This is a genomic window from Bacteroidia bacterium (assembly GCA_023228875.1).
In the GTDB taxonomy this organism is placed as follows: Bacteria; Bacteroidota; Bacteroidia; order NS11-12g; family UBA955; genus JALOAG01.
Genome location: JALOAG010000001.1, coordinates 606,901 through 618,765, shown reverse-complemented (window position 1 = coordinate 618,765; position 11,865 = coordinate 606,901). Strand labels below are relative to the sequence as shown.

The following is an 11,865-nucleotide window of genomic DNA, read 5'->3' as shown; positions in this document are numbered from 1 at the left end:
TTCAAGACGGGATAACCTTTTTTCTAAAATTAAGCTTATTCGCTAATTTGTTAATAATACCTCCTTCAAATAATGCTGCATCACGGGAGGCTTTATAGTAAATCCAAATTGCAACGGGTGTCAGCACAAGGGTTGAGAGCCATGTACCCAACCAAACATCTACTATTCCCTCTTTTGCAATTTTAGTTCCAATCATATCTACTACATAATACAGAATAAATAACAAGATGGACACTACCATCGGCAAACCTAATCCACCTCTACGAATGATTGCACCCAGAGGTGCTGCTAAGAAAAACAGCACTAAAATAACGGCTGCTAATGTGTACTTTTTTTGTCTCTCTACGGCATATTTCAGCTCTTCATTTGTAAGTTCGGAAAGGCTTGTTTGATTGGATTCGACCATACTCAATATATTTCTAACATTATCTTGAGCTGTGTTAATCAATTCTTCTTGTTTCACCTTTGCAAAATTATCAATCAACTTATTATGGCTCAAAGCGGTAACAGAATCTCTTTTACTATATTGCGTATTATAGATAGAAAAATAGGGCTTTATATATTTTGCATACTGCTGTTTACTTTGCAAGATTTCTTTATCCATGGAATCTATTTCCACAGTAAGCTCTTTGACATTCAAAAACCTATAATTCCCTTTGTATAATTCTTTCTCGGTCTTTTTTAAATCCAATTGAGATAAGTCAAATGCCATCACCTGCTTGGCAAACTTCATCGTATTGTGAGGTCGTGTTCTATAATAGTTTTGCGAACCGGTCATCTCCTCATATCGCACTCCATTATACAGAGTGAACAGTAAAGCGCGTTCGTTTTCAGACAACTTCATAACTCCCCATTCAGCACGAATCACATTGAGCATGGGGTTATCCGGTTGTTTTTCATAGATGATAATATTGCGCACGGTTTGGTTGTCTTTCTCTTTCTTGGATACTTTTATTGAAAAGTTCTCAATCTGACTGTAAAAAACGCCTTCTTTAATATTAAATGCAGGCTTTTTCTCCCGAATATCCCAGAGCAATGTTTTAAATTCCAGATTGGCTTTTGGTATAATTATATTTGAAGAATAAAAAGTGAGTAATGACAGTAAAAGCATTACAATAAAGCTTGGAGTCAGGACTTTTCTCAATGAAATTCCTGCTGATTTAATTGCCACCAATTCAGAAGTTTCGGCAAGGTTGCCATAGGTCATTATGGACGAAAGCAATACCGCTAATGGCAATGCAAAAGGAATTAAATCAGCCATTGCAAAAAAGAGCAGCCTTGCAAATACATGCCATTCCAGTCCCTTTCCAACAAACTCATCAATGTATTTCCAAAGAAACTGCATAAGAAACAGAAACATTGAAATACAAAACGTGGCCACAAAAGGACCAATAAAAGATTTAAGAATGAGTGTGTTTAACTTTTTCAAGCAGAGGAACTTAATTAACTCCGAGTGTTTCTTTTAAATCATCTATCTGACTTGACCATAAATTTGATATTTCTTCTTCCTCATCAGGATCAACAAATTCAGTAACATACAACATGATGTCTTCTGTCAATTCTCCTTTGCAAATTTCCATTTCCCAATACTCGTCTTTACTGTCTGCATCAGACCATGCAAATCTAATGAACTTGTTAAAAGCTTTTTTGACAATTTTAGCTTCTCTAACCTCTTCATTTCCCCATGAGAAAATCATCAATTCAGATCCTCTGACTGAAACCTTATCAGCAAACCATTGAGAAAGACCGGATGCAGTGCTTATAAAATTAAACAAGATTGCAGGAGAAGAATTAATCAAAAACTCCATTTCTAATTTGACCCTTTCACTCATGAGATTTTCTTTTGGGTGCAATTTATATCAATTATGTCTGACAGGCAAAATTATTCGCTTATTTTTGAACCCACATTCCTAATGAAACCGTCTCTTAAGCAATCTATTTCTAACCATTTTATTTTTTATCTTATTGGTTTACAGGTTATTGGATGGATTGCTTTTATAGCTCTTGGTAGAGAAAATATTTTTTTTCTTTTAAATCGTTGCGGAGGCAGAGCGGTTGATTTCGTTTTCTTTCTTTTTACGTTGTTGGGCGAATGGCCCCTGATTGTATTTGCCATTATTTTTGTTTGGTTCAGATATAAATCCCAAATACTCAACATCTGTATTGCATTCGTAATGAATGCTATTATTTCATTCTCACTTAAAAACTATGTTTTCACACAAACTCCTCGCCCTGCAAAGTTTTTTATTGATACTCCATCATCCGTTCATTTTTCACCATATTTGTCTGTGAAATACTGGCAATCTTTCCCTTCAGGACATACGTTTACTGCTTTCACAGGATTATTTTTCATAGCATTATTAGTGAATAAGCCATGGTGCTATTCTTTGTGTTTTATATTGGCATTGCTTGCCGGCATCTCCAGAATTTATAACGGAATGCACTTCCCTGAAGATGTATTGGCAGGTGCTTTAATTGGGGCAATCAATACATTGCTAATAATACAACTTATCCCTCCCTTATCACTTACATCTCATAAAAAAACATTCTATTCTTGACTAACAAACTGTGATGAACCAAAGAGCTGCCACCATATTAATACTCTATACTGAAATTGCACAGTATGTTTCCAGCTCGTTATACCATTTCCTGAACCGATTTCAACATGTAGAAATTCATTTAGTGAAATACCCGGTTAATGCCGAGGCTCCTTTTGAATTTAAGACAACAAACAGATTATATATTTATAACAGAAAAGAATTTGACAAACAATCGTTGTCTGCCTTTGCCGATAAACTTGCACCTGATCTAATAATGTGCTCAGGCTGGATTGACAAAGATTACTTGGCTGTTTGCAAAGAATTTGTCAAGAAAATTCCTGTTATATTAGCAATGGACAATCATTGGAATGGCAGTCTCAAACAAAGGCTTTTGCAACTTACAGCACCCTTTACCATTCATAAGACCTTTAATAAAGCGTGGGTACCGGGATTACCTCAAAAGCAATATGCCCTCAAATTGGGATTCAAAGAAAAGCAGATAAAAACCGGATATTATTGCGGAGATACCAACTCTTTCAGTACTTTTTATCATCAATTTAAAGACAAGAAGTTTAAAGAGTTTCCAAAGCGATTCATTTGTGTTGCAAGGTATATTCCTGCAAAAGGACTTGAAAATTTGTGGCAAGCATTTATAGATTTAAAAAAAGATGGTACATTGCAAGGGTGGAAATTATGGTGTTTGGGTACTGGATTGGATTTTGAAAAAAGGGTTGAACACAAAGACATTAAACATTGGGGCTTTATTCAACCTAACGCAATGGGCAAGTTTATTGAAGACACAGGAGTTTTTATTCTACCCAGTCGTTTTGAACCCTGGGCGGTAGTTGTACATGAGTTTGCTGCCGCAGGTTTTCCTTTATTAATCAGCACTGCTGTCGGAGCAGGCTCTGAATTTTTACATGAAGGGAAAAATGGTTTTAGTTTTCCTCCTGATGATATCGGTTCATTAAAACAAACATTATTGAAAGCCGCAAGTCTTAATCAGCTTCAATACAATGCCATGGCAGAAACCAGTGTATTGCTTTCAAATAAAATTAACCTAAACTCGTGGTCTGAAACCCTTTTTGATTTACTAAATAATCGTTAGTACTTATATGTGTGGCATAAACGGCATATTTCATTTCAATCAAAACCATGTTGAAGAATGGCATATCAAGAAGATGAATGAAGCCATACAACACAGAGGACCCGACAACAATGGAATTTTCTTACAGAACAATGTCGGCTTAGGGCATGTCAGACTTTCTATTATTGACCTAAGTAATGCCGGCAACCAGCCCATGTTTAGTCATGATGGTAGATTTGTTTTAATCTTTAACGGTGAGATTTATAATTATCAAAAAATCAAATCCCTTCTACCGGAATACCCTTTCAAAACCTCAAGCGACTCAGAAGTACTGATTGCAGCATATATCAAGTGGGGAACACAAATGTTGGAATATTTGGAGGGGATGTTCGCATTTGCTATTTATGACCAAGCGCAACAAAACCTTTTTATTGCAAGAGACAGATTAGGAATAAAACCTCTTTACTATTACAAAACTGACAACTTCATTGTCTTCTCATCTGAAATAAGAGGGCTGTTGGCAAGTAATCTATTTCAAGCCCAATTAGACAAGAGCAAAATCTCGGAATTCTTCCGACTTGGAACAGTTTCAGGCCAAGACACTTTGTTGCAAAACACCAAATCCATTCCTCCTGCCTCTTTCGCAATTATTTCAGAAAGGACTTTCGACTTCCATTCATATTGGGAGCCGACATTAGAAACAAACAATGAAATAAGCTATGAGCAATGTAAAAAAGACATAAAAACACTTTTCATGAATGCTGTTGAAAAAAGGCTTGTTGCGGACGTACCTTTTGGAGCTTTCCTATCCGGTGGAATTGACTCAACAGCGGTTACTGCTGCTATGAGTGAATGTATGTCCGGCAGCGTGAATACATTTAACATTAGTTTTGAAGAAAAAGAATTCTCTGAAGCCTATTATGCCAAACAAGTTGCAAAAAGATATGGCACAAAACATACAGAGATTAAATTAAGCCCAACACTATTTTTAGAAGAAATAGAAAATATCCTCAACGCCTACGACCATCCAAGTTTTGATGGAGCCAACTCCTATATTGTTTCACAAGTTACGCGCAAAGCCGGAATCACTATGGCTTTATCAGGGCTTGGCGGTGATGAATTATTTGGTGGATATCCTGTCTTTGCACAACTACCGTTAATAATTAATAAACTTGGAAAAGTTCCAACTATTGTTAGAAAATGCGGCAGTACCTTGTTAAGCTTTAATCAAAATACACGATACAAAAAGCTATATGAACTGCTTTCAATGAACACACTCCATCCTGCCCAAGCTTATGAAACATTGAGAAGTATGCTGAGCAAATCTGATTGCAATTACTTATTAGGTAGCTATCAACCCATTGTTTCAGAATCATTTTTTAACAATTCGTTTGAAAGATATCGCCAATTAACACAAGCAGAGCTACACTATTACTTACAACCTGTATTGTTAAGAGATACAGACCAGATGAGTATGCGCCACGCACTTGAAGTGCGCGTTCCCTTTCTCGACCACAAATTGGTGGAGTATGTTTTAAATACACCTGATGCTTATAAGACTAAATCAAAGGCACAAAAATCTTTGTTGGTAGAATCGCTTTCAGATCTATTACCACTGGAAATAATCCAAAGAAAAAAAATGGGGTTTGTACTACCTTGGGATAAATGGTTAAGAAATGAACTTTCCGAATATGTCCAGAATGCTATCCACAAATTAGCTTACAGAGAACTCCTTCATGCACAAAGTTGGCAAAGTGCTTTTAACGACTTTAAAATTGGGAAACAAAATCATCATTGGAACATCTTCTGGGGCTTGATTGTGTTAACAAATTGGTTAGACCGCAACAATATTAAATAACATAAGATTACCATTCACTATACACAGGAAGTTCTTGAAGTCGAAAAATTGTATTTGACTGGAAATCCACTTCAAACAAAAAATGCTCCATCCCATTAGAGATGATTAAAAATTTTGATTTAAACACAGCATTATAGTTTGCAATTTGTAAACATGTTTGCTCCGTCAAAGCTACATGAGATGCTTTACATTCAACAATTAAAGCAGGTTGTTGAGACTTATCAAAAACCACTATATCAGCCCTTTTGTTCATGGTATTGTACTTCAATGACACCTCAATACCAATAACCCCTTTTGGGACACCAATATATGTTACTAAAAAATATGCCCAATGTTGACGGACCCACTCTTCTGGCGTGAGTGTTACAAACTTTTTCCTAAAAGAATCAAAAATGTATTTTCTTTGCCCAATATTCTTAAGGAGCGGTGCAAATTCAGGCAAATTAATCTTCTGCATTTCAACTGCAAATTAAAGATAAAGCAGCAAACGCAATTCTTATGGCAAAGAATACCGAAGAAGATTTTAAACTACTTTCAAACTCAATTAAAAACAGGGAATTTCAACCTGTCTATTTTCTTTCGGGGGATGAACCATACTACATAGAAAAAATATCCGATTTGATTGAAGAAACTGTATTAACACCTACAGAAAAACAATTCAACCAAACAATCATGTATGGAAAAGAAGTCAAAGTGAAAGATATTGTCATGGCTGCAAAGCGCTATCCCATGATGGCTGAATATCAAGTCATTATTGTAAAAGAAGCCCAGAACCTCCCCAAAAACCAAATGGACGATTTTGTCCCTTATTTGGAAAACCCACTCAAGAGCACAATACTTGTTCTCAATTACAAAATTGACAAACTGGACCAACGAACAAAAGTGGCTAAACTGTTTTTGAAATATGGTTTCTTCAAAAGTGAGAAATTATACGAAAACAAAATTCCGGGTTGGATTGAAAAATATATCAGAAGCTTAGACAAAGCCATTGATTCGCAAGCTTCTTTGCTCATTGCAGAATATCTGGGAAATGATTTAGGGAAAATTGCAAATGAGATAGACAAGATGCTTCTGCAACTACCGAAGGAAGTGCAACTCATCAATACAAAACATGTAGAAGAGAACATCGGTATCAGCAAAGACTTTAACGTTTTTGAGTTGCAAAAAGCAATTGGCAGCAACAATTTCAACAAGTCCATCCAAATAATCAATTATTTAGCCAACAATCCGACTCAAAACCCCTTTATAGTAATCATTGGCAATTTATTTTCATACTTTAAAAAAATATTACTCTATCACGAGTTTAAGACATTAGATGCCAGAAGCTTAGCATCAAAATTGGGCATACATGAGTTTATCCTTACTGAATACAGAATGGCTGCGGCTAATTTCAGTTCAGAAAAAGTTGAGCAAGTTTTTGCCATTCTCAAATACTATGACTTGAAATCCAAGGGTGTAGGAGGTAATGCAACTCCGACCGGAGAAATGATGCGTGAGATGGTACTTAAGATATTTGCCACCCATAGTAACTAATTCGGCATTTTACCTTTAGATATCTTGTTGTGTTATAAAAATTCCTATTTTTACACCCATTAATAATTAACAAATTCCTGAGATGAAAAAAATATACTTATCACTGCTTAGCATTCTTGCGACAGGTGCACTTTTTGCCCAAAGCAAGATTAATTCAAACCAGGTTGTAGTAAACAACATGCCGGTCAAAACTACTGATGCGGCTCCTATTGTAATACAACCAAATTCTAATCCCGTTGTTGCACCTTCTAAGTCCACTGTAGTTGAAAGACGAGACATAAATTTCTCCTATATCAAAATAGGAAATACCAAGTATGACCAACAATCCAATGCTGCAATGGGAAGAAGAATTATTCTATATCCGGACGGCACTATTAGTGCAGTTTGGACTACTGCTACAGACAACGCTTTTGCGCAAAGAGGTACAGGTTACAACCATTTTAACAAAACAGATTGGATGACTGTTCCTGATGGCGCAACTCCAAGAATTGAAAACAAAAGAACCGGTTGGCCCAGTATAGGCATGCTTAATGGCTCTAAAGAAGTTATTATTGCTCATAGTGCTGAGGATGGAGGTTTTATAATGTCAAAAAATTCTGCTTTTGGCAACACCTCATTCACACAAAGTCCAATATTGACTCAAACCAAACTAAGACCATTATGGGCTCGAATCGGGACAGATGGATTGAACTACATCCATGTGATTAGCAACTATGCTGACTCTTCTGCTCCTTCAGACCCTCCTGCACCAAAGGTGAACGGTATCAAAGCTCCAATGACTTATTCACGTTCTTCTGACGGTGGTCAAACTTGGGATATTGAACATTCTATGCTCCCTCAATATGACTCCACAAGATGGGCGTTTGGCGGTGGCGACAATTATGCTATTGATGTAAAAGATAGTATTGTAGCCATTATATCCGGAAGACTGGGAACTGATGTAGCACTATGGAAATCTACAGACAATGGTACTACATTCACACACTATTATGTAGATTCATTTCCTTATCCTCCACTAAGACAAGGGGTACTTACAGTTGATTCTCCATTCTGTAGTGATGGAACAATGGATGTTTTAATTGATGCAAATGGAAAATGCCATGTTTGGTATGGCTTAGGCAGGGTGCTTAAACAAGATTCTACCGATGACAGTTATAGCTTCTTCCCCGGCATTGCTGGCATTATGTATTGGAATGAAGACCTTAGCGAAGCCCAACTTATTGCTAATGGTAGTATGTTAGACAGAGATGAAGACGGTCAATACAGCATTGAACCGGGCACACTCTCAGGATTACAAAACGGAAACATACCCGGTGATCTATATTCTGTTGCACGTTTACAAAACACTTCCCTATTTAGACAACCAGTAGCTGCAATTGATGCTGATGGAAATCTTTATGTGGTTTTCTCTGCCCCTGTTGAAGGTGCATTAGATGATAATAACTTGAATTATCGTGCATTATTTGTGATGGTATCAGAAGATGGAGGAACTACTTGGAGCGCTCCACAAGCAATTACCAAAATGCTAAACAAAGAAAACGACTTTCCTTCAGTAGCAAGAAGGGTAAATGAATATTTACATGTTATTTTCCAACAAGATGACCGTCCGGGTACAAACTTGGCAAACAATTCAGCTTCTGCCAGCAATCACCCAATCCCTGAAAATGGAAATGACATTCTTTATGCTGCAGTGCCTAAAGCAGACATCTTAGATGGCTCAATTGGCAATATTTGGGGACTTAATGTTTACACCGTAAAACCTTCAAATGTTTTTGTAGTTTCTCAAAACACTCCAAATCCATTTAATGGTCAAACTGATATCGCAATTTACTTGAATGATTTTACTCCTTCTCTACACATTGAAGTAAAAGACATGACAGGAAAGGTAATGTTCAGCAATAACATATCAAATCTTAATCAAGGTAATCATATTATTACTGTTGACGCTGCTACTTACAGCAGTGGTGTTTATTTCTACACACTTACTGCCGGAAACAATACGGTTACACGCAAAATGATTGTAGAATAACAAATCATAGCAAAATATTTTAGTACAAAAGGCTGCCATTTATGGCAGCCTTTTGTGTTTCTATACTTTGAAATCATAAAATCATGCTTACTTTTGAACACAACATTATTGAACAAATCCTTAGACTATGGAACAGTTTTCACGACTTTTTGACTGTTTATCAATGGAATCAGTTAAGAACAAACAAGTATTACTAGCTTCAAAAAAAGATGGAGTATATTTAGAATTAAGCGCTCAAGAAGTAATCAGTCAAGCCAATGCACTTACTAACGGTTTAATAAACTTAGGCATAAAACACAAAGTCGGAGTTGAAAATCAAGATAAAATCGGACTTATCAGCAACAGTCGTCCTGAATGGTTAATTACAGATTTTGCAACTCAACAATCCGGAGCAGTATTAGTACCTCTCTATCCTAATACCAATATTGACGACATTATCTATGTATTTAATGAAGCAGAAGTGAAATACTGTTTCGTGAACAGCAAGTCCCTTTACCAAAAACTGACTGATGTAAAAGATAAGATGCCATTTCTAAAAGCCATCTTTACTTTTGAGGAAGGTGAAGATACAAACACTTGGAAACAAATATTATCAGAACCAAACCAAGTAGATTTACTCGAAATTGAGAAACGCAAATCAGTCATAAAAGAAGATGACATCGCCACCATTATCTACACTTCCGGTACTACAGGCAAACCTAAGGGCGTAATGCTAAGCCATAGAAACATTGTAAGCAATGTTAAAAATGTTCGCAATGTAATTGAAGAGATTGGTGTAGAAGAAGGATATAAGAAAAGTCTTAGCTTTTTGCCACTCAATCACATTTTTGAAAAGACCGTAACCTACATTTATATTTATAATAATTACTCCATCTATTATGCAGAGGGAATGGAAACCATTGCAGACAATTTAAAAGAAGTAAGACCTGCACTCTTTGTTACTGTCCCAAGGCTATTAGAAAAAGTATATGAGAAAATAATGAAGAAAGGTGCTGAGCTCAAAGGAATTAAAAAATTCCTATTCTTTTGGGCAGTCAAAATCGGAAGCCAATACAAGATAGAGGGAAATAGCAGCTTCTACAATCTCAAGCTCAACATTGCAAATAAACTCATTTTTAGTAAATGGCGTGCCGCCTTAGGTGGCAATGTTAAAGCAATTGTCGTGGGAGGTGCTGCATGTCCGCCAAAGCTGGCAACACTTTTTACAGCTGCAGGAATCACCATTATGGAAGGTTATGGTCTTACAGAAACATCACCTGTCATTACTGTAAATAGGTTTGGAAAAGAAAATCGCAAAATAGGGACAATAGGTACAGTAATAAACAATGTACAAGTAAAATTGGGAGATGATGGTGAGATTTTATGTAAAGGTGAAAATAACATGGTCGGGTATTACAAAAACAAAGAAGAGACAGACAAAATGATTGTGGACGGCTGGCTTCATACTGGTGACATAGGTGCTTTGGTAGATGAAAAATTTTACAAAATTATTGACAGAAAAAAAGAACTTTTTAAGAATAGCGGAGGTAAATACATTGCTCCTCAACCTATTGAAAACAAACTAAAAGAGAGTTTCTTCATTGAACAAGCCATGGTGGTAGGGGCAAATGAAAAATTCATAGGAGCTTTAATTGTTCCAAGTTTTGAGAATTTAAAGAATTGGATGCAAGAAACCGGAATTCCATTTTCTGACATAGAAACCGCAATCAATAACGAACAAGTGCTGAAGTATTACAAAAATCTGATTGATGAAGTGAACAAAGACTTGATTGACATAGAAAAAATTAAGAAGTTTAAATTGCTCTCCCGCGAGTTTGCATTAGAATTAGGTGAATTAACACCTAAGCTGAGCATAAAACGTAAAGTCATTAGCGAAAATTTTGCATCAGAAATCGAAGGAATCTTCAATAAATAAAGGTCCATTCAGATCAATAGTAACGCACATGTCATTCTTGTAATAGTTCGTTTAGCCACTTATGAAACTTCTTTGTGAGCTTGCCTAATTCAAAATTACAATCTTCATAACTTCCGATCCATTGTATCCCTTTGACAGCATTGGTAACAAAAAGTTCATCTGCATAATAAACATCATTTTTAAAGACAGATGATTCAAAACATTCAATTCCATGCATTTCTGCTAATGAAATGATTGCTCTTCGCATTACACCATCCAAACAATATTCGGACAGTGCAGGGGTAATAAGTGAATCTCCTTGTACGATAAAGAGATTGGAAGAACTTGCTTCGCAAATTCTATCAAACTGGTTTGTAATCAACACTTCATCTACTCGATTTTGAAATGCAAATTGAGCTGCCTGTATATAACGCATTGCTGATGTAATCTTAAGCAATGAAAGGTATTCAGCAGGCTTTGGCAGTCTTGAAAACTCCATGGTGCGCAGTCCAACAGGATTTAACTCAAACTCATCAGAATGCAGCTCTTGTCCAAATAGAATCCAATTAAAAAAAACATTTTCCGGCAAATAAGTCCCCGCTCCTTGTCTATATACGATGAGTTTAACTCGTGCATTTGTCCATTGATTTTTCTCACAAAGTTTATCTATCTGTTGGTTCCAAAATCGCTCATTCCAAGCGGGTGAAATTGCCCAGCCTAATATTTTAGAACTCCTACTTAAACGTGCTGCATGCAAATCGAGCAAAGGTGACCGACCATTAAACACTCTAATTGATTCAAAGAGTCCTTCTCCAAACTGCCACAACCTTGTATCTTGACCGAACACGTCTCCGGTTTGCTTTACAAAATGACCGTTCAACAAAATATACGACATTGTAGTCTGCAAATGTATAAAAAGCAGGC

Annotated in this window: 10 protein-coding genes; 6 read left to right on the top strand and 4 right to left on the bottom strand. The window is 36.3% G+C overall.

The features are described from left to right. Position 1: 1 nt before the first annotated feature. Together M0R38_02910 and M0R38_02905 are read right to left on the bottom strand one after the other, a co-directional pair. Positions 2-1,360, bottom strand: coding sequence for an LptF/LptG family permease (locus M0R38_02910; GenBank protein ID MCK9480695.1), 1,359 nt, complete (start codon positions 1,358-1,360; stop codon positions 2-4). A gap of 79 nt (positions 1,361-1,439) precedes the next feature. Next, positions 1,440-1,832, bottom strand: coding sequence for an START-like domain-containing protein (locus M0R38_02905; protein MCK9480694.1), 393 nt, complete (start codon positions 1,830-1,832; stop codon positions 1,440-1,442). 33 nt (positions 1,833-1,865) lie between these two features. Here M0R38_02905 and M0R38_02900 point away from each other — a divergent pair, with 33 nt between their 5' ends. The 3 genes from M0R38_02900 to asnB are packed head-to-tail and all read left to right on the top strand — an operon-like array spanning position 1,866 to position 5,485. After that, positions 1,866-2,558: a phosphatase PAP2 family protein gene (locus tag M0R38_02900; protein ID MCK9480693.1), complete on the top strand. Its 693-nt coding sequence runs from the start codon at positions 1,866-1,868 to the stop codon at positions 2,556-2,558. Between the two features lie 13 nt (positions 2,559-2,571). Beyond that, on the top strand, positions 2,572-3,648 hold the full coding sequence (locus tag M0R38_02895; protein ID MCK9480692.1) for a glycosyltransferase family 4 protein: 1,077 nt from the start codon (positions 2,572-2,574) through the stop codon (positions 3,646-3,648). Positions 3,649-3,655: 7 nt separating this feature from the next. After that, on the top strand, positions 3,656-5,485 hold the full coding sequence (gene asnB, locus M0R38_02890; protein MCK9480691.1) for an asparagine synthase (glutamine-hydrolyzing): 1,830 nt from the start codon (positions 3,656-3,658) through the stop codon (positions 5,483-5,485). A 7-nt stretch (positions 5,486-5,492) separates the two neighbouring features. Here the strand turns inward: asnB and M0R38_02885 are convergent, their stop codons facing one another. Next, the gene (locus M0R38_02885; GenBank protein MCK9480690.1) at positions 5,493-5,942 is read right to left on the bottom strand and encodes a type I restriction enzyme HsdR N-terminal domain-containing protein; all 450 of its coding nucleotides are present in this window, start codon (positions 5,940-5,942) and stop codon (positions 5,493-5,495) included. Between the two features lie 41 nt (positions 5,943-5,983). Here M0R38_02885 and holA point away from each other — a divergent pair, with 41 nt between their 5' ends. From holA to M0R38_02870, 3 genes are all read left to right on the top strand, one after another. Next, positions 5,984-7,018, top strand: coding sequence for a DNA polymerase III subunit delta (gene holA, locus M0R38_02880; protein ID MCK9480689.1), 1,035 nt, complete (start codon positions 5,984-5,986; stop codon positions 7,016-7,018). Between the two features lie 82 nt (positions 7,019-7,100). Then, a complete protein-coding gene (locus tag M0R38_02875; GenBank protein ID MCK9480688.1) occupies positions 7,101-9,047 on the top strand; it encodes a T9SS type A sorting domain-containing protein in 1,947 nt (648 codons plus the stop codon). A 127-nt stretch (positions 9,048-9,174) separates the two neighbouring features. Further along, on the top strand, positions 9,175-10,962 hold the full coding sequence (locus M0R38_02870) for a long-chain fatty acid--CoA ligase (protein ID MCK9480687.1): 1,788 nt from the start codon (positions 9,175-9,177) through the stop codon (positions 10,960-10,962). A 31-nt stretch (positions 10,963-10,993) separates the two neighbouring features. Here the strand turns inward: M0R38_02870 and M0R38_02865 are convergent, their stop codons facing one another. Further along, a complete protein-coding gene (locus M0R38_02865; GenBank protein MCK9480686.1) occupies positions 10,994-11,836 on the bottom strand; it encodes an aminotransferase class IV in 843 nt (280 codons plus the stop codon). Positions 11,837-11,865 lie beyond the last annotated feature (29 nt).

What these genes read in the sequence shown, in the direction of transcription:
- M0R38_02910 (MCK9480695.1), bottom strand. Translation starts at nt 1,360, where the DNA reads ATGTTTCTGTTTCTTATGCAGTTTCTTTGGAAATACATTGATGAGTTT.
- M0R38_02905 (MCK9480694.1), bottom strand. Translation starts at nt 1,832, where the DNA reads ATGAGTGAAAGGGTCAAATTAGAAATGGAGTTTTTGATTAATTCTTCT.
- M0R38_02900 (MCK9480693.1), top strand. Translation starts at nt 1,866, where the DNA reads ATGTCTGACAGGCAAAATTATTCGCTTATTTTTGAACCCACATTCCTA.
- M0R38_02895 (MCK9480692.1), top strand. Translation starts at nt 2,572, where the DNA reads ATGAACCAAAGAGCTGCCACCATATTAATACTCTATACTGAAATTGCA.
- asnB (MCK9480691.1), top strand. Translation starts at nt 3,656, where the DNA reads ATGTGTGGCATAAACGGCATATTTCATTTCAATCAAAACCATGTTGAA.
- M0R38_02885 (MCK9480690.1), bottom strand. Translation starts at nt 5,942, where the DNA reads ATGCAGAAGATTAATTTGCCTGAATTTGCACCGCTCCTTAAGAATATT.
- holA (MCK9480689.1), top strand. Translation starts at nt 5,984, where the DNA reads ATGGCAAAGAATACCGAAGAAGATTTTAAACTACTTTCAAACTCAATT.
- M0R38_02875 (MCK9480688.1), top strand. Translation starts at nt 7,101, where the DNA reads ATGAAAAAAATATACTTATCACTGCTTAGCATTCTTGCGACAGGTGCA.
- M0R38_02870 (MCK9480687.1), top strand. Translation starts at nt 9,175, where the DNA reads ATGGAACAGTTTTCACGACTTTTTGACTGTTTATCAATGGAATCAGTT.
- M0R38_02865 (MCK9480686.1), bottom strand. Translation starts at nt 11,836, where the DNA reads ATGTCGTATATTTTGTTGAACGGTCATTTTGTAAAGCAAACCGGAGAC.